Raw genomic sequence first — 16,887 nt, forward strand, 5'->3', positions numbered from 1 at the left:
CGGCGTTTCAGCCGTTTCCCCTTACCACCCTGAGTAATAATCTGAAAGAGCGCCCCAAGACTGCTCTTTCGAGCCGCTATACGTTATGTTATCCCCCGAAAGTTTGGCCGTTCCCACCCGCCTTTAGCGGTTGAAAGCATCGCGCTTTCTTCTGTCTCGGCATGGCTTCCGGCGTTGCGTCGGTGAACGGTTTCACTGGCCAGCCTTGCGGCCCTGCGGATGAATGGCCTGAGCATGTCGCCGTCCGGCGGCAATACCCGAGCGACCACCAGAGATTGGCGTCTGTGAGCCAAGGGCGGTAGCGTAGCCATCCGACGTTTCCGGCGACAATATCCGAACACGACGGTTGCGTGCCGACCTAAAACCAACAGAGCTGCGATGCAGCTCTGTTGGTTTTAGGGGCTTGCTCGCGGCGGGATTGGGGAATGCTGTGATTCGATTACCGGCAGGGTGTTTACCCAGGAAAAAGCCTTTAGCCGTTTTATGCGCATGTAAAACAATGTGGCGATGAAATGACCACGGCGTATTTTAGAGGATTCTATGAAAATTATCGTTACCGGCGGTGCCGGGTTTATTGGCTCGGCCGTTGCCCGCCATATTATCAATGATACCGCTGATCACATTTTGGTGCTGGATAGCCTGACCTATGCCGGTAACCTCGAATCCCTGGCGCCGATCGCCGATAGCGATCGTTACTCCTTCGAGCAGGTCGATATTTGCGACCGTCAGGCGTTGGATCGCGTGTTCGCCGCCTTCCAGCCCGATGCGGTGATGCACCTGGCCGCCGAAAGTCACGTCGATCGTTCTATTGACGGCCCGGCCGCCTTTATCGAAACCAACATCGTCGGCACCTACACCTTACTGGAGGCGGCTCGCCAGTATTGGCACGCCCTGGGCGCCGAGCGCAAGCAGGCGTTCCGTTTCCATCACATCTCCACCGACGAGGTGTACGGCGATCTGCACGGCACCGACGATCTGTTTACCGAAACTACGCCTTATGCGCCAAGCAGCCCGTATTCCGCCTCCAAAGCGGCCAGCGATCACCTGGTGCGCGCCTGGTTGCGCACCTACGGTTTACCGACCGTTGTCACCAATTGTTCGAACAACTATGGCCCTTACCATTTCCCGGAAAAGCTGATCCCGCTGACGATCCTGAACGCGCTGGAAGGCAAGCCGCTGCCGGTATACGGCAACGGCGCGCAGGTGCGCGACTGGTTATATGTAGAAGATCATGCGCGGGCGCTGTATAAGGTCGTCACCGAAGGCGCGGTGGGGGAAACCTATAATATCGGTGGTCACAACGAGCGCAAAAATATCGAAGTGGTGCAAACCATTTGCGCACTGCTGGATGAGCTGGTGCCGCACAAACCGGGTGATATCGCGCATTATGCGGATCTCATCACCTTTGTGACCGACCGTCCGGGCCACGATATGCGCTATGCGATCGACGCCGCCAAGATCGATGCGGAGTTGGGGTGGAAGCCGCAAGAGACCTTTGAAAGCGGCATTCGCAAAACCGTGGAATGGTATCTGGCGAACGAAGCCTGGTGGAGCCGGGTGAAAGACGGCTCCTATGCCGGCGAGCGTCTGGGGTTGACCCGTTAATCGATTTTTAAGGAAGAAGAATGAAAGGCATTGTTTTAGCGGGCGGTTCCGGCACGCGTCTCTATCCCATCACGCGCGGCGTTTCCAAGCAGTTGCTGCCGATTTACGATAAGCCGATGGTCTATTACCCGATCTCGGTGCTGATGCTGGCGGGCATTCGGGATATCCTGATCATCTCCACTCCGGAAGATATGCCCTCCTTCAAGCGCTTGCTGGGTGACGGCAGCCGTTTCGGCATCAATCTGAGTTATGAAATTCAGCCGAGCCCGGACGGCCTGGCGCAGGCCTTCCTCATTGGCGAAGCGTTCATCGGCGGTGACAGCTGCGCGCTGGTGCTTGGCGACAACATTCACTTCGGCCAGGGCTTCGGCAACAAGCTGGAGTCGGTGGTGAAGCGCAGCGAAGGGGCGACGGTTTTCGGCTATCAGGTGATGGACCCTGAACGTTTCGGCGTGGTGGAGTTCGACGATAACTTCCGCGCGTTGTCGCTGGAAGAAAAACCGGCCGTGCCGAAATCCAACTGGGCGGTCACCGGGCTTTATTTCTATGACCATCACGTGGTTGAGATGGCCAAGCAGGTGAAGCCGTCGGCGCGCGGTGAGCTGGAAATCACCACGCTCAACCAGATGTATCTGGAACGCGGCACGCTGAACGTCGAGCTGCTGGGGCGCGGTTTCGCCTGGCTGGACACCGGCACGCACGACAGTTTGATCGAGGCCTCTCAGTTTATACACACTATTGAGAAGCGTCAGGGCTTCAAGGTCGCTTGTCTGGAAGAGATCGCCTACCGAAAAGGCTGGTTGACGCGTGAGCAACTGGCCACCGAAGCCAAGCTGCTCGGCAAAACGCTGTATGGCCAGTATCTGTCGCAGCTGATCGCGGAAAAATAACCCCGGCCCGCCGTGCTTTGAACACCCGGAGCGCGGCGGGGCACTGGACGAACCTGCATATAGAGCGGATATGAGCACTGTACATATTTGTCCTCTGGATAAATTTATTCCTTCATTCATTGAATTTGTGAATGAGAAATTCGATCCCGATGAACACACGTTTTGGGTCTATGGCGATAAGGTGCGTTTCGCTTTGCCGCCGGCGGACAACGTTCACTATCTCGGGGCGGATCTGTTTGGTAACGTCAAGCCGACGTTGAAGTTGATGAAGGCCATTCAACGTCACGATCGGGTGATTCTGCACAGCTTCCACGGCATCAAGATGGCGCTGTTGCTGCTGTTGACTCCTTGGGTATTAAAAAAGTGCTATTGGTTCATATGGGGTGGTGACCTTTACCAATACCAAATCGGCAAGCGTAACTTCAAATGGCGCCTGACAGAGCTTCTCCGCCGCCCGGCCATTAAGCGTATGGGCAACTTTGTCACTTACATCAAGGGCGATTACGAGTTGGCTAAAAAGTGGTACGGCTGCACCGGCCGGTGGCATGAGTGCCTGCTGTATACCAGCAACGTATACAAGAAAAACGTCATCGATGAACGTGCGGCGGGCGAGGACGGTAAAACCACCATTCTGCTGGGTAATTCTGCCGATCCAACCAACAATCATTTTTCCGCGTTCGATATATTGGAAACGTACAAAAACGAGAATATTGAGCTCGTCGTACCGCTCTCCTACGGCAATAAACGCTATGCGGCAGAAGTGGTGGCCGAAGGCACGCGGCGCTTTGGCGAGAAATTTGTACCATTAACCGACTTTATGCCTTTCCAGCACTACCTGGCGCTGCTGGGGAAAGTGGATATCGCGGTGTTCAACCATCATCGCCAACAGGCGATGGGTAACACCATTTCCCTGCTGGGGCTGAAAAAAACGGTGTTTTTGAATCCAGGCACCACGCAGTGGGACTTCTTTCAAGAAAAGAATATCCAGGTATTGGATCTTCAAACGTTTTCGCTACGCAGCCTGAGCGCGGCGGAAAAGCATGACAACGAGCAAAAAATCGAAGCCTATTTCTCCGCTGAGAACCTTACCGCGCAGTTAAAGGCCGTCTTTACTTCCTGATGCCGCACGGCACATCGCCCCGGCATGCATTCAGAATCGACAACAAGGGATAACATGATACCGTTCAACAAACCACCGGTAACCGGCAACGAAATTCAATATATCAATGCGGCGTTGGAGAATGGGAAATTGTCGGGCGACGGCCCGTTCGGCAAACAGTGCCAGAAATGGTTTGAAAACAAGCTGGGGTGCAAACACGCGCTGTTGACCCCGTCTTGCACCGCCGCGCTGGAGATCGCCGCGCTGCTGGTCGATATCCAGCCGGGCGACGAAGTTATCATGCCAAGCTACACCTTCGTCAGCACCGCCAACGCCTTCGTGTTGCGCGGCGCGAAAATCAAATTCGTCGATATCCACCCTGAAACCATGAATATGGATGCAGCGCTGGTGGCTGCGGCGATCACCGATAAAACCAAAGCCATCGTGCCCGTGCATTACGCCGGCGTCTCCTGCGATATGGATGCGATCATGCGCCTGGCCGATCAGCATAACCTGCTGGTGGTCGAAGACGCCGCGCAGGGCGTCATGAGCAAATACAAGGGCGATTTCGTTGGCGTTAAAGGTCACCTGGCGGCTTTCAGCTTCCATGAAACCAAAAACTATACCAGCGGCGGGGAAGGCGGCGCGCTGGTGATCAATGATGAGCGTTTTATCAAACGCGCCGAAATTTTGCGTGAGAAGGGCACCGACCGCAGCCAGTTCCTGCGCGGCCAGGTGGACAAATATACCTGGGTCGATTTCGGCAGCAGCTTCCTGCCGGGTGAACTGCAGTCGGCTTGCCTGTGGGGGCAACTGGAACTGGCGGATGAGATCAACGATAACCGCCTGGCGACTTGGCACAAGTACTACGCGAGCTTTGCGCCGCTGGCGGAGAAAGGGCTGCTGACGTTGCCGACTATTCCGGCGGATTGCGAGCACAATGCGCATATGTTCTATGTGAAGCTGAAGGATATTGAGCAAAGAACGCAGTTCATCGCTCACCTGAAGGCCTGTGGCGTGATGGCGGTATTCCATTATATTCCGCTGCACTCGGCGCCGGCGGGCAAGGTCTTCGGCACCTTCATCGGCGAAGACAACTACACCACCCGCGAAAGCGAGAGACTGGTTCGCCTGCCGCTGTACTACAAAATGACCGATGCCGATCAGAATAAAGTGATTGAAAGCGTTGTGAGGTTCTTTGAGTGAACGCCCGCAAGATCCTGGCGTTCGCCATCGGGCCGATCGGTAATGCCGCGCTGGGGTTGTTGACCCTGCCGGTCATTACCTGGCTGTTTTCGGCGGACGACGTAGGCCGAATCAGCATGCTGAATGTGGCCGTGTCTTTCTGCGTGCTGTTTTTCAGTTTGGGGCTTGATCAGGCTTACGTTCGGGAATACCACGGTGAATCCGATCGCGGGCAGCTGTTGAAGAACGTCGCTTTCCCCGGCTTGCTGATGATCGTAGTCATCGGTGCGGCGTTCCTGCTGTTCCCCGGCAGTTTGTCCGCGTTGCTGTTCGAACAGAAAGACACGGCGATAAGCTGGCTTATCATGTTGATTCTTCTGGCGTCGTTCATCAACCGTTTCTTGTCCCTGATACTCAGGATGCAGGAGAAGGGGATGGCGTTTTCGCTCAGCCAACTGATGCCCAAGCTGATGACGCTGATCGTCATCGGCCTGTGCTATGTTCTGTTTACCCAGCATACGCTGATGCAGTTGGTGGTGGCGAACGCCGTCGGTTTTATCGCCGTATCGCTGATGCTGATGTGGTCTTCCCGGGCGGATTGGATAGCCGCGCTGCGCAGTTCGCTGGACTACGGCAAACTGAAAGCGATGCTCAAGTTCGGCTATCCGCTGATCTTGGGCGGGTTGGCGTTTTGGGGGTTAACCACTGTCGATAGGATGTTCGTGCGAGCCTATTCCGGCTTTGAACAGTTGGCTATCTTCTCGGTGGCGGTTAGCTTCGCCGGCGTGGCGAGCATCCTGCAAAGTGTGTTCTCTACTGTTTGGGCGCCGATGGTGTACAAGCTGGCGGAGTCTAACGAAGGCGGCGAACAGCAGATGGTAACCAAGGTCACGCAGTGCATGCTGATTGCCGTGGTTTGCCTGTTCAGCTTGGGCGGGCTCTTTTCCTGGCTGGTTGACTTTGTCTTGCCCGCTAATTACGTGAATGTGAAATATATTCTGGTTGCGAGTCTGGGTTTCCCTTTGTTGTTCACACTGTCGGAAACGACGGCGGTCGGCATCGGCCTGAGCAGAAAGACCGCTTACACCATGCTGGCTTCCTTGAGCGCGTTGCTCATCAACGTGGTGGCCAATGCATTGCTGGTGCCACGTTTCGGCGCCGGTGGCGCGGCGGTAAGCACCTGTCTGGCCTTCTGGGCATTCCTGATCCTGAGAACGGAATTCTCGATTATCAGCTGGAAGACCATGCCACGTTTTGAAATGTATTTCTTCACTTTCCTCTGTCTGGCGGGGGCGTCGGTTTCAGCGCTGGCAGGCGAGAAAATGAAATATGAGCTGTTTGTCTATTGGGGTGTCTTACTGGCCGTGGTGCTGGTGAGGAACCTCAGGTTCCTTAAGTCGTTCGCCAAACGATAACGCTTTCGGTCAGGCAACCCGTTGCGGGTTGCCGCCGTTTTCCCCATTTCTACTTCTCATCATGACAGCGCGATCTCGCTGACGTCTCCTCTTGCTCAACGCAGCCGCCCCCGAATCTCCTCCTCCGGCAGATCCACGCCGATAAACACCAGCGTACTCTTGCGCTCTTCCTCTGGCAGCCATTCCCGATCCCAGTCGGCGTTATACAGCCGCTGTACGCCCTGGAACAGCAGGCGGCGCGGCTCGTCTTCGATAGACAGAATGCCTTTGTAGCGCAGCAGGTTGTCGGCGTATTCCAGCAGCAGGCCTTCCATCACTTCGGAGATTTGCATCAGCGGCAGCGGCCGTTCCAGCGTCACCACGATCGAGCGGATGTCGCTCTGCGGCTGCGGGATGCGGTGGAACAGCGGGGCGGGCGGCGTCAGATTCAGCTTGTCGTTCAGCGTAAAGCCTTCGATGTCGAACAGCACGCTCAGATCGATATCGCCGTGCGTCACCTGGTAGAGCGGCGCTCGGGCGTTCATCCGCTGCAGCCGTTGGATCAGCGCCTCGCAGTCCGGCGCCACGTCGGTTTTGGTCAACAGGATGCGGTCGGCGTAGCCCACCTGCGCCTGGGCGATGCTGAACTGGCTCAGCTGCTGCTCGGCGTGCGCCGCGTCCACCAGGGTGATGATGCCGTCCAGCAGGAAGCGCTCGCACAGGATCTCGTGCGAGAAAAAGGTCTGGGTAATCGGGCCGGGATCGGCCATGCCGGTGCATTCGATGATCAGCCGATCGAACGTCAGCTGGCCGCTGTCGACGCCGTCCAGCAGATCCAGCAGCGCGTCCGCCAATTCGTTGGACTTGCTGCAGCAGATGCAGCCGTTGCTCAACGTGGTGATGCGGCTGGCGCGATCGCCGATCAGCGCGTCGTCGATCGGCACTTCGCCGAACTCGTTCTCGATGACCGCGATTTTATAGCCGTGTTCGGCGTTCAGGATGTGGCGCAGCAGGGTGGTTTTGCCGGCGCCCAAAAAGCCGGTCAGGATGGTGACTGCAATGGGTTTCATACGGGTCCTTGTGACTGCGGGTTAACAGCAGCGCATGCCGCCTTTGCCGTCGCCGCCGTAGCGCGCTTGCTGGCGCTCGCGGAAAAATTCTTTATAGGTCATCACCGGCTTGTCCGGGTGGTTGTCTTTCATGTGCTGGACGTAGGTATCGTAGTCAGGCACGCCCACCAACATGCGCGCCGCCTGCCCGAGATATTTCCCCGCCTGGCCGAGATTTCCGAACATAAGCCTTCTCCAACTTTACCCTGCATCACTACAGCGCTTGCTTAAGCCTGATATTAGGGGAAGCCGGGGGATGGGGTTCCCGCAGGGATGCCCCACCTCCGGGTCGCCCCGGGTATCTCGATTGCATCGCGCCGCACGCCTGGCGTCTTGCGATGCGCAGGCCGTGCGGCTTTGGGTACTACTTAATGCTTATTATGCAGGGTATCCGTTAAATCACATCAATGCTGGGTCGAAACTTTGACCTCCCCCTCAGTTACGCCGTCGGCGGGCGCGGCCTGCGGCACCGGCACGTAAGGCGTTTCCTGGTCGGTGCGTTTCGGGTTCTTGTGCGCCGCCATCGCGGTTTTCACCCCATAGAAGATGATGCTGTACACCACCAGCAGGAACAGAATGCTCAGCCCGGCGTTGGTGTAGTTGTTCACCACGATGTGGTTCATGTTGGCGATCTGCTGGGCGCTCAGCTCGGCGCCGCCCTCGGCGATCTTGCGTTTGTATTCGCCGGCCAGGAAGAAGAAGCCTTCCAGCTGTGGGTTGTCGCTGAACAGCTTCAGGCCCAGCGCGTAGGTGGTGCAGATCAGCAGCCACACCGCCGGCAGCACGGTCACCCAGATGTATTGGGTGCGCTTCATTTTAATCAGCACCACGGTGCCCAGCACCAGCGCCACGGCGGCCAGCATCTGGTTGGAGATGCCGAACAGCGGCCACAGGCTCTTCACGCCGCCGAGCGGATCCACCACGCCCTGATACAGCAGGTAGCCCCACAGCCCGACGCAGCCGGCGGTGCCGACGATGCCGGCCACCAGCGAGTCGGTTTTCTTCAGGAACGGCACGAAGTTGCCCAGCAGATCCTGCAGCATGAAGCGGCCGGAGCGGGTGCCGGCGTCCAGCGCGGTCAGGATGAACAGCGCCTCGAACAGAATGCCGAAGTGATACCAGAAGCCCATGTTGGCGCCCGGAATGATCTGGTGGAACACGTGGGCGATGCCCACCGCCAGCGTTGGCGCGCCGCCGGCGCGGTTCAGCACCGAAGGTTCGCCGATGTCGGTGGCGGTCTGCAGGATCTGTTCCGGGCTGATGACGAAGCCCCAGGAGCTGACCGCCGCCGCCGCGTGCACGGTCACGTCCTTCAGCGAAGCCATGATCATTGGCGCGTCTTCGGTGCCCAGGCGGTGCAGATCCGGCATGGTGATGCCCAGCGCCGCCGGCGGGGTGTTCATGGCGAAGTACAGGCCCGGCTCGATGATGGAAGCCGCCACCAGCGCCATAATGGCGACGAAGGATTCCATCAGCATCGCGCCGTAGCCGATAAAGCGCGCGTCGGTCTCATTGGCCAGCAGCTTCGGCGTGGTGCCGGAGGCGATCAGCGCATGGAAGCCGGAGACCGCGCCGCAGGCGATGGTGATGAACAGGAATGGGAACAGGGTGCCTTTCCACACCGGGCCGGTGCCGTCGACGAACTGGGTCACCGCCGGCATTTTCAGCTCAGGGTTGAGGATCACGATGCCGATCGCCAGCCCGACGATCACGCCGATTTTCAGGAAGGTGGCCAGGTAGTCGCGCGGCGCCAGGATCAGCCACACCGGCAGCAGAGCGGAGACGAACGCGTAGCCGATCAGCGTGAAGGTGATGGTGGTGTCTTTAAAGGTCAGCGCCGGGCCCCAGTACGGGTCGTGCGCCACCACGCCGCCGAACCAGATGGCGGCCACCAGCAGCACGATGCCAATGATCGAGACTTCACCCACGCGACCGGGGCGCAGGTAGCGCATGTAGATGCCCATAAACAGCGCGATCGGCACGGTGGAGCAGACGGTGAACACGCCCCACGGGCTTTCCGCCAACGCTTTCACCACGATCAGCGCCAGCACCGCCAGGATGATGATCATGATCAGGAAGCAGCCGAACAGCGCGATGGTGCCCGGTATCGGCCCCATCTCTTTTTTGATGATCTCACCGAGCGAGGCGCCGTTGCGGCGCGAGGAGATGAACAGCACCATAAAGTCCTGCACCGCCCCCGCCAGCACCACGCCGCCCAGCAGCCACAGCGTGCCGGGCAGGTAGCCGACCTGCGCGGCCAGCACCGGCCCCACCAGCGGCCCGGCGCCGGCGATGGCGGCGAAGTGGTGGCCGAACAGCACGTTCTTGTTGGTCGGCACGTAGTTGAGGCCGTCGTTGTTGACCACCGCCGGGGTGGCGCGGCCGGCGTCCAGCTTCATCACCCTGGTGGCGATGTACAGGCTGTAGTAGCGGTAGGCCACCAGATACACCGCCACCGAAGCGACGACGATCCACAGCGCGCTGATGTGTTCGCCGCGGCGCAGCGCCACCACGCCGAGGCAGGCTGCGCCGAGTATCCCCAGCAGCATCCACGGAATGTGCTTTAAAATCCCCTCTCGTTTCATGAGGTATCCTTAATTCCAGTCTGCAAAATATGAATGAACTCATCCGCTTGTAAGAGATGTCAGAGTGGCGCGGTGAGCCGTAGCGTCTTTCCCGAGGTAAGGCGGGTTTAGGAACAGCTCATCATCGCCGGGGGTAAGGGGGGAAGACAGGCGTATTTCGCTCAGCGGTCAGATCCGCCGGGTGAACGGTTGGATTGGCGGGGTGAGCGGTTTGCTGCATAACCAACAGCCGCCCGCCAGCCGCTGTTGCCAATGCAGCACCCGCTTTAACCCGCCGGCTTTAAACCCTCGGTTTATCAGCCAGATGCCTTAACGCGGCGGTTGGCACGCATTCTGCTATCGGATTTATAACCAAAACAAGGTTTTCAATATTTGTAAATCGATAATGGTTATATGCGTGCCGCATCACGGCGCCAACGAGCAGAGGGAGAGAAGCATGTCAGCAGCAAACCACTCGCAGCAGCCTATTCAGTTCGCCTACTGGGTGCCGAACGTCTCCGGCGGTCTGGTGATCAGCAACATCCCGCAGCGCACCGGTTGGGACATCGGCTACAACCGCAAGCTGGCGCAGATTGCCGAGCGCGCCGGTTTTGACTACGCGCTCACCCAGATCCGTTTCACCGCCGGTTACGGCACCGACAACCAGCACGAGTCGGTGTCGTTTTCGCAGGCGCTGCTGGATTCCACCGAGAAGCTGAAGGTGATCGCCGCGCTGCTGCCGGGGCCGTGGAACCCCACGCTGGCGGCCAAGCAGATCGCCACCATCAGCCATCTTTCCAACGCGCGCATCGCGGTCAATATCGTCAGCGGCTGGTTCCGCGGCGAGTTCAAGGCCATCGGCGAGCCGTGGCTGGATCACGAAGAGCGCTACCTGCGCTCGGAAGAGTTTATCCGCTGTTTGCGCGGCATCTGGGCCGAGCCCAGCTTCAGCTTCGCCGGCGATTTTTATCGTTATCGCGACTACTCGCTGAAGCCCAAGCCGCTGGATCCGCTGCCGGAGATCTTCCAGGGCGGCAGCTCGCGGGCGGCGCGCGACATGGCGGCGCGAGTCTCGGACTGGTACTTCACCAACGGCAACAGCGTGGAGGGCATTCGCCAGCAGGTGGACGATCTGCAGACCAAGGCCAGGGCCAACCAGCACCGGGTCAAGGTGGGGGTGAACGGCTTCGTCATTGCCCGCGATACCGAGCAGGAAGCGCAGGCGGTGCTGCAGGAGATTATCGATCACGCCAACCCGGAGGCGGTGCAAGGATTCGGCCATGAGGTGAAGAACGCCGGGGCGGCTTCGCCGGAGGGCGAGGGCAACTGGGCCAAATCCTCGTTTGAGGATCTGGTGCAGTACAACGACGGCTTTAAAACCAACCTGATCGGCACGCCGCAGCAGATCGCCGAGCGCATCATCGCGCTGAAAGACGCCGGGGTGGATCTGATGCTGTTGGCGTTCCTGCACTTCCAGGAAGAGGTGGCGTTCTTCGGCCGCGAGGTGATCCCGCTGGTGCGCGAACTGGAGCGCCAGCGGGCGGCGGCCTGAGTTCAGTAAACCTGCCTGCCGTTGATGCCGGCGGGGAAAATGCCGGTGGCGAAAATATGCCCGTTGGCCTGGATCTGGTCGTCGGGCAGCATCTCCAGCGGAAACTCGGCCGCCAGGCAGTTGAGAAAGGCGTTGCGATCGTCGGTGGTGGTAAAGCCGATCAGATCGTAGAACAGCAGCGAAGCGATCAGCTGGCGATGTTCCGGGATGCGCCGCAGCAGCGCCGCCGACGGGAACGGCAGGTGGAAAAAGAACGCGCAGTCGTTCAGCAGCCCCTGTTCCTTCAGCGCCTGGGCGCAGGGCAGCAGTTGGTAATCGTCGATACAGACGATGTCGCCCGGGCACAGGTGTTCGCAGGCGATATCGGCGAAACGGCGATTCAGCTGCCGGTAGGCGCGGTAGTTTTCCGGCGTGAAGTGCGCCTTCTCCGGCTGGTTGTGGAACACCGGCCACAGGCCGTCGTGGTAGTAGCCCTGATAGTGGCGGCGGAACTCTTCGATCGACAGCGGGAAGGTCACCTGATCGTAACCGGCGCCTTGACGGTAGTGGACCGGGCGCTGCGCGAAATTCTGCACGTCGCCGTTCCAGCCGAGCCACAGCCCCGGTTCTGCGTCGGCCGCCAGCGTCCGGCCGGCGCAGGCCAGATCCTTGCCGTCGCACTGCTTGTTGGAAATCAGCACCAAACGAGACATGGGGGTCTCCTTATCAGTGAAGGGCGCGCGGGGCGTGCGCCGCGCAGTCGGCGCGCCAGGGCGCTTGCAGCACGGGCAGCGTGACGCGCAGGCCGCGCAATGCCGGATGCGCCAGGCAGCAGCGCGTCAGCCAGCTTCCCAGCCCGACGCCGCGGTATTCGGCGCTGACGAACAGCTCGCTCACCGAGGCGAAGGTGGCGTAATCGGTCACCATACGGGCGAAGCCGAGCTGGTGGCGTTTGCGGTACAGGCCAAAGCACAGGCCGTGGCGCGCCAGGCGCTCCGCCGCCGCTCGATCCTGCAGGCTGAGGAAACGCTGGATCGCCTCGATATCCAATAACTGCCGATCGGTGCTGATATGAAAAACGCCTTTGCGCCAGCAGAGCAGCGGCTGTACGGGGGCCAATTGCGGTTGCATGTTCATGATTATCCTTAGGTTAACGAATCAGTGGATGGTTACAGCATCCAGCCGAGTTCGGCGGCGGTGACCTGTTCCTCGAAGCGGCGCAGTTCGGCGCTTTTGCAGGTGTGCCACAGGGTGCAGAACGCCGGGCCGAGCAGCTCGCGCAGCGGATCGCTGTGGCGGAACAGCGCCAGCGCCTCCTGCTGGCCGAGCGGCAAGGGGGCGGCGTTGTCGCTTTCGCAGCCGTTGGCGGCGGGCGGCAGCGGCAGTGGGTGTTCCAGGCCGTGCAGCAGGCCGCCGAGCATCACCGCCAGCGCCAGATAGGGGTTGGCGTCGGCGCCGGCCAGGCGGTATTCGATGCGCTGATTGGCGCTGTCGGCGCAGGGCAGGCGCAGCGCCACCGTGCGATTGTTGTGGCCCCAGGAGGCGCGCAGCGGCACGTGCATGCCGGGGCGGAAGCGGCGAAACGCGTTGATGTTGGGCGCCAGGATCGCCATCGATGCCGGCATCAGCGCCAGCATGCCCGCCATCGCCTGCTGCATGTTGTCGCTCAGTTCACCCGGCGCGCCGGTCAGCAGGTTCTCGCCGTGCTCGTTCTGCAGGCTGATGTGAAAATGCAGCCCGCTGCCGGCGGCATGGGCGCAGGGCTTGGCCATAAAGCAGGCGTGCTGGTGATGTTGCTCGGCAATCTGCCGCGTCAGGCGTTTCAGTGCCATGATCTGGTCGCAGGCTTCCAGCACGCGCCGGCTGTGATGCAGGTTCAGCTCGTACTGGCCGGAAGCGGCTTCGGCCACCACGCCGGTCAGCGGCAGGCTTTGCAGCCGCGCGTGCCGTTCGATGTCGCTCAGCAGCGCATGGTGGCGCTCGGGCGCATCCACCGCGAAGCTCTGCGTCGGGCAGGCTTCCGCCTCGGCGGGGCGCTGCGGATCCTGCAGGTAGAACTCCAGTTCGGCCGCCACCACCGGGAAGCAGTTGCGCTCGTGCAGGCGCTTCAGCACCCGTTGCAGCACCACGCGCGGCTCCAGCTCGCAGGCGTCGCCGTCGGCGTTTTGCATCGTCAGCAGCAGCTGGGCGTGGCGTTCGGGATCGCGCGCGCAGGGGCGCAGCGTGCCGGGCACCGGCAGGCACAGCCGATCCGGCTCGCCCGCCCGCTGCCCCAGCCCGCTTTCTTCTATCACCCGGCCGTGCAGATCCAGGGCGTAGATCGACAGCGGGAAGTAGCAGCCTTTTTCCAGGCCAAAGGCTTCGGCGATCGGCAGGCGCTTGCCGCGCAGCTGGCCGTTCAGATCGTGCAGATAAATATCCAGCTGTTCGGTATCCGGATAGCGCTGCAGGTAGTGTTCCAGCTCTTTGCGGAAGGTGCGCGTCGGCGATGCGGGCAGCTCCGCCAGCAGAGGATTGAACCCGATGATATTAGAATGCATGGCGCGCTCCAGAACGAAGACCGGTCACGGCCAGAGGCAGGGATAAACGCATGAGACAACTCTCTTGTGAGGCCATAGCGGCGATGTGAAAAGGGTATCTGCGGCGGCAAAAACTGTCTGTAAAAACGCCGTAACGTTAACGGGGTGCGGAATAAAAATGCCGTAAAGAGCGCGGCGGGTTGGCCGGGTCGGCACGGTCTATACTGGCGAGATGGGCCGTAGAAGGAGAGATAACGATGAAGAGAATAGGGCTGCTTATCGCCGCGCTGGCCGCGTTCCACGCCACCGCGTCTTCCCCACAGGCGTGGGCCGAGAGCGAACGGGCGATGCGCGCCGCCTGCCTGAAAGCCAGCGGGCTAAAAAACGCCAGGGTGGAAGGGGAGATTATTCACTACGGTGATGACGTCGGCTATTCGGCGCTGTTTATCGGCGGGCGCTACCCGCAGCCGTTTATGAAAAACCAGCCGGGCAGGGAGCTGTGCTTATATCAGCGTGCCACGCAGAAGGCGGCGGTGCAGGCGGTGGAGGGGAGCAGTGCGTCTGCTCAACTTTGATGTTTGATGAGATAAATAAAAATACAGCCCACGGTGGTAATCATGGCCTCTACGAGCAAAAGTATAAAGTCCATCGCCAGCCACTTCTGTAGCTCAGGAGAGGCGGTTTTTTGCACGAAATCGTAGGTTTTCGCATCGAGCCAAACTTGATCCCTTATTTTTATTTTTTTCCTTTTCAGAATCCAAAGAAACCACTGTGCTTTCAATGAGGTTCCAAGCATGCCGAAGCTATCGGCAAAGGCGACGTAGGGCGGAATAAAATGTCCGCTGCCGGCGTAACGTTGATAGAACGCGTCAAACTCTTTTTTATGGCGACGGTAGCCAATGAATTGGATGAAGGCGCTTAAAACCAGCAGCGTTAAGCATAATATGACAAGGGTTTTCATCGAGCAGCCTGAATCACGACATTCTCGCTATCAACATAAAGATCAATGCCATGATGAAGAGCAGTCCTTCCAGCGCCAAAAGCGTGCCGTTGTTTTTCATCCAGGTCTGCAAGCGCTCAGATGATGAAAGACGAACAAATTCATAGGTCTTGGCGGGAAGATATTGGTTTTCCTTCACCTTGATTTTCTTGCCGCAAAGGGTCCATCTGAACCATTGGACTTTGATGGAAGTACCTAAAGAGCCAAGGCCATCGGCAATTGCGAGGTGAGCAGGCACAAAGTGGCCCTGTTGGGTATAGCGTTGATAAAAAACATCGAACTCGCGTTTATAGCGACGAGAGTAAATATATTGAGCAAGCCAACAAAGTAAGAGCAGCACGGCTGCAATAAGTGATGCTGTTTTCATAAGCCACCGGCTAAGGTTCAAGGGGCGTTATGCCTTACTCAAAAAAACAAAAATACACATCAACGCCAAACACCCCATTTTCAGCACGCTTAAGATGAAGTCTTTCCGAATCCAGCTCTTCAGATGTTGAGATGTGTTTTCATTCACGAATTCGTAGGTTTTTGGGCCCAGAAAAGCGTTTTTCCCTATCTTTATTTTTCTGCCATTCAATATCCAACGGAACCATTGTGCTTTGATAGATACACCAAGCAAACCAAGGTTATCCGCGAAGATGACAAATGGAGGCAAGGGGTGAGCGCTTTGCACATAACGTTGATAGAATTCTGCAAATTCGTCTTTATAGCGCCGATAGTAAAGGTACTGAACCAGGGCGCTAATCAATGTCAGAGTGAAGAATAGGACGATAGCGATTTTCATTATTCACCAAAAATGAAACCAGTAATGCTGTCGGCGGCTACACCGCCACCCCAACTGCCAGCTGCGCCACCCAGAGCAGCGCCTGCTATACCACAAGCTAAAATACCGGTACCAAACGTGGAGGCGCCTAAGACGATACTGCAAGCCGTCATTGCTAACATTGCACCGCCTTCACCCCCCAAAATCCCCGCCGCAGTACTTGCCGCAAAATGACTGTATCCCTTCACCGCGATCTTGGCGCACTCCTGTTCGCGGCCGGTGGTGCAGGCGTTGTAGACGTCGTTGGTGGTATTCAGCCCACTCAATCCGATGCCGATCCAGCCGCCGGCTTTCATAAACTTGGCCGCCCGGCTGGCGCTGTCGACGTAGTTCGAATAACCCTTGATGGCGCCGACGCCGGCGGTGCTCCATTCATGCACCAGCGATTTACTGGAGAGCCCTAGCGCGTGTTTGATTTGCGCATACTCTTTCATATTGAGTTGAGCACGAGTAAGGCGATTCAGTAACGGTTTTAATGTACCGAACAGCCGCGCTCGTTCCACCTGAAACTGGGTGCCAATCAACGCGCCACTCGTGCGGAACTGATTTTGGTAGGTTTTTTCAATCTCAACCAGGATATTCTTGATCTGGCTGAAGTAGCGTTCTCCGGCATCCGAAGCCAGCCCGACGACCGTTTCCCCATAGCTGGTGAAGGCGGCGATAGCGGCGTAATTGCGGTGCAAGAAGGTGGAGAAATCGCTGTCACCGGCTTTCACCGCTTTGCTGGTGCGGCTCTTGGCCTGCATCAGGGCGGCGATCTGCGTAGATTGATTATGATTGCGCGGATCGGCGACGATCAGCATTTGCCCCGGTTGAACCAGCGGCGTATCGGCATTGAGCTGCATAAAAAAACGTGCCGCTTCCGATGGCCTGCCACCGAACAGGTAGTTGGCGTGGAAGGCGAGCGGGCCGGTTTGTTGGGCGATGCAATAGCCCGGTGCGATGCTGCTGGACTTCTGTTCCATGTCGAAAAGCCTCCTTATTTTTAGGAAACTTAACATTTTCTACAGGGTGGTAACAGGTTCTGGCTCACGCTCTCGATCGGAGAATCATCTGAAAACATCGGCATTTCGCTAAATTTGCCTCTCCTTCCCTCTATTTGATTGAACTAATAGGCGATGGTCCTATCGGTTTCTTTTGCGAGCCGTCAAGCAAAACGCCAACGGCG

General features: G+C 58.5%; 17 protein-coding genes. 7 read left to right on the top strand and 10 right to left on the bottom strand.

Features of this window, described 5'->3' with window-relative positions; genetic code table 11:
- The first annotated feature begins 540 nt into the window (after positions 1–540).
- The 5 genes from rffG to MMS95_RS00520 all read left to right on the top strand — a co-directional run bounded on the left by rffG (position 541) and on the right by MMS95_RS00520 (position 6,194).
- The gene (rffG, locus tag MMS95_RS00500) at positions 541–1,605 is read left to right on the top strand and encodes a dTDP-glucose 4,6-dehydratase (protein ID WP_033631678.1); all 1,065 of its coding nucleotides are present in this window, start codon (positions 541–543) and stop codon (positions 1,603–1,605) included.
- 20 nt (positions 1,606–1,625) lie between these two features.
- Complete coding sequence (rfbA, locus tag MMS95_RS00505; protein WP_015376482.1) at positions 1,626–2,495, top strand: glucose-1-phosphate thymidylyltransferase RfbA; 870 nt, start codon at positions 1,626–1,628, stop codon at positions 2,493–2,495.
- 70 nt (positions 2,496–2,565) lie between these two features.
- Complete coding sequence (locus MMS95_RS00510) at positions 2,566–3,615, top strand: TDP-N-acetylfucosamine:lipid II N-acetylfucosaminyltransferase (RefSeq protein WP_033631679.1); 1,050 nt, start codon at positions 2,566–2,568, stop codon at positions 3,613–3,615.
- A gap of 54 nt (positions 3,616–3,669) precedes the next feature.
- Positions 3,670–4,800 carry a dTDP-4-amino-4,6-dideoxygalactose transaminase gene (rffA, locus tag MMS95_RS00515; RefSeq protein ID WP_021504197.1) on the top strand — a complete coding sequence of 377 codons (1,131 nt, stop codon included), beginning with the start codon at positions 3,670–3,672 and terminating at the stop codon, positions 4,798–4,800.
- On the top strand, positions 4,797–6,194 hold the full coding sequence (locus MMS95_RS00520; protein ID WP_033631680.1) for an oligosaccharide flippase family protein: 1,398 nt from the start codon (positions 4,797–4,799) through the stop codon (positions 6,192–6,194). Before rffA ends, MMS95_RS00520 begins: the two co-directional genes overlap by 4 nt.
- 95 nt (positions 6,195–6,289) lie before the next feature.
- On the opposite strand, the gene yjiA is transcribed toward MMS95_RS00520, so the two are convergent.
- From yjiA to MMS95_RS00535, 3 genes are all read right to left on the bottom strand, one after another.
- Complete coding sequence (gene yjiA / locus MMS95_RS00525) at positions 6,290–7,243, bottom strand: GTPase (protein WP_015376486.1); 954 nt, start codon at positions 7,241–7,243, stop codon at positions 6,290–6,292.
- Positions 7,244–7,264: 21 nt separating this feature from the next.
- Positions 7,265–7,468: a YbdD/YjiX family protein gene (locus MMS95_RS00530; RefSeq protein WP_004953088.1), complete on the bottom strand. Its 204-nt coding sequence runs from the start codon at positions 7,466–7,468 to the stop codon at positions 7,265–7,267.
- 218 nt (positions 7,469–7,686) lie between these two features.
- Positions 7,687–9,867: a carbon starvation CstA family protein gene (locus tag MMS95_RS00535; protein ID WP_038630167.1), complete on the bottom strand. Its 2,181-nt coding sequence runs from the start codon at positions 9,865–9,867 to the stop codon at positions 7,687–7,689.
- Positions 9,868–10,303: 436 nt separating this feature from the next.
- Between MMS95_RS00535 and sfnG the strand changes: the two genes are divergently transcribed.
- On the top strand, positions 10,304–11,398 hold the full coding sequence (sfnG, locus tag MMS95_RS00540) for a dimethylsulfone monooxygenase SfnG (protein ID WP_242141299.1): 1,095 nt from the start codon (positions 10,304–10,306) through the stop codon (positions 11,396–11,398).
- Positions 11,399–11,400: 2 nt separating this feature from the next.
- Here sfnG and MMS95_RS00545 read toward each other — a convergent pair whose 3' ends face one another.
- Genes MMS95_RS00545 through MMS95_RS00555 form a run of 3 tightly spaced genes read right to left on the bottom strand, consistent with a single transcriptional unit; the run spans position 11,401 to position 13,917 of the window.
- Entirely contained in the window at positions 11,401–12,090 is a 690-nt protein-coding gene (locus MMS95_RS00545; RefSeq protein WP_242141300.1) for a trehalose-6-phosphate synthase, read from the bottom strand.
- A gap of 13 nt (positions 12,091–12,103) precedes the next feature.
- Positions 12,104–12,514, bottom strand: a complete 411-nt coding sequence (locus tag MMS95_RS00550) for a GNAT family N-acetyltransferase (RefSeq protein ID WP_131165159.1) — start codon at positions 12,512–12,514, stop codon at positions 12,104–12,106.
- Positions 12,515–12,546: 32 nt separating this feature from the next.
- The gene (locus tag MMS95_RS00555) at positions 12,547–13,917 is read right to left on the bottom strand and encodes a glutamine synthetase family protein (protein WP_033641727.1); all 1,371 of its coding nucleotides are present in this window, start codon (positions 13,915–13,917) and stop codon (positions 12,547–12,549) included.
- A 236-nt stretch (positions 13,918–14,153) separates the two neighbouring features.
- Here MMS95_RS00555 and MMS95_RS00560 point away from each other — a divergent pair, with 236 nt between their 5' ends.
- A complete protein-coding gene (locus tag MMS95_RS00560) occupies positions 14,154–14,471 on the top strand; it encodes a hypothetical protein (RefSeq protein ID WP_118892479.1) in 318 nt (105 codons plus the stop codon).
- Here the strand turns inward: MMS95_RS00560 and MMS95_RS00565 are convergent.
- From MMS95_RS00565 to MMS95_RS00580, 4 genes are read right to left on the bottom strand one after another with little or no spacing between them, the layout of a single operon-like run.
- Positions 14,462–14,857, bottom strand: a complete 396-nt coding sequence (locus MMS95_RS00565) for a hypothetical protein (RefSeq protein ID WP_118892478.1) — start codon at positions 14,855–14,857, stop codon at positions 14,462–14,464. The genes MMS95_RS00560 and MMS95_RS00565 overlap by 10 nt on opposite strands.
- 13 nt (positions 14,858–14,870) lie before the next feature.
- Positions 14,871–15,263, bottom strand: a complete 393-nt coding sequence (locus MMS95_RS00570) for a hypothetical protein (RefSeq protein WP_021504190.1) — start codon at positions 15,261–15,263, stop codon at positions 14,871–14,873.
- 27 nt (positions 15,264–15,290) lie between these two features.
- Complete coding sequence (locus MMS95_RS00575) at positions 15,291–15,680, bottom strand: hypothetical protein (RefSeq protein ID WP_021504189.1); 390 nt, start codon at positions 15,678–15,680, stop codon at positions 15,291–15,293.
- A complete protein-coding gene (locus MMS95_RS00580; protein WP_242141301.1) occupies positions 15,680–16,684 on the bottom strand; it encodes a hypothetical protein in 1,005 nt (334 codons plus the stop codon). Before MMS95_RS00580 ends, MMS95_RS00575 begins: the two co-directional genes overlap by 1 nt.
- Between the last annotated feature and the right edge of the window lie 203 nt (positions 16,685–16,887).

Origin of the sequence: Serratia sp. PGPR-27, assembly GCF_022678525.1 — a bacterium.
Taxonomy (GTDB): domain Bacteria; phylum Pseudomonadota; class Gammaproteobacteria; order Enterobacterales; family Enterobacteriaceae; genus Serratia; species Serratia nematodiphila.

Coding starts and splice junctions, on each gene's coding strand:
- rffG (WP_033631678.1), top strand. CDS start 541: ATGAAAATTATCGTTACCGGCGGTGCCGGGTTTATTGGCTCGGCCGTT.
- MMS95_RS00545 (WP_242141300.1), bottom strand. CDS start 12,090: ATGTCTCGTTTGGTGCTGATTTCCAACAAGCAGTGCGACGGCAAGGAT.
- sfnG (WP_242141299.1), top strand. CDS start 10,304: ATGTCAGCAGCAAACCACTCGCAGCAGCCTATTCAGTTCGCCTACTGG.
- yjiA (WP_015376486.1), bottom strand. CDS start 7,243: ATGAAACCCATTGCAGTCACCATCCTGACCGGCTTTTTGGGCGCCGGC.
- MMS95_RS00530 (WP_004953088.1), bottom strand. CDS start 7,468: ATGTTCGGAAATCTCGGCCAGGCGGGGAAATATCTCGGGCAGGCGGCG.
- MMS95_RS00510 (WP_033631679.1), top strand. CDS start 2,566: ATGAGCACTGTACATATTTGTCCTCTGGATAAATTTATTCCTTCATTC.
- MMS95_RS00580 (WP_242141301.1), bottom strand. CDS start 16,684: ATGGAACAGAAGTCCAGCAGCATCGCACCGGGCTATTGCATCGCCCAA.
- MMS95_RS00555 (WP_033641727.1), bottom strand. CDS start 13,917: ATGCATTCTAATATCATCGGGTTCAATCCTCTGCTGGCGGAGCTGCCC.
- MMS95_RS00560 (WP_118892479.1), top strand. CDS start 14,154: ATGAAGAGAATAGGGCTGCTTATCGCCGCGCTGGCCGCGTTCCACGCC.
- rffA (WP_021504197.1), top strand. CDS start 3,670: ATGATACCGTTCAACAAACCACCGGTAACCGGCAACGAAATTCAATAT.
- MMS95_RS00575 (WP_021504189.1), bottom strand. CDS start 15,680: ATGAAAATCGCTATCGTCCTATTCTTCACTCTGACATTGATTAGCGCC.
- MMS95_RS00535 (WP_038630167.1), bottom strand. CDS start 9,867: ATGAAACGAGAGGGGATTTTAAAGCACATTCCGTGGATGCTGCTGGGG.
- MMS95_RS00550 (WP_131165159.1), bottom strand. CDS start 12,514: ATGAACATGCAACCGCAATTGGCCCCCGTACAGCCGCTGCTCTGCTGG.
- rfbA (WP_015376482.1), top strand. CDS start 1,626: ATGAAAGGCATTGTTTTAGCGGGCGGTTCCGGCACGCGTCTCTATCCC.
- MMS95_RS00565 (WP_118892478.1), bottom strand. CDS start 14,857: ATGAAAACCCTTGTCATATTATGCTTAACGCTGCTGGTTTTAAGCGCC.
- MMS95_RS00570 (WP_021504190.1), bottom strand. CDS start 15,263: ATGAAAACAGCATCACTTATTGCAGCCGTGCTGCTCTTACTTTGTTGG.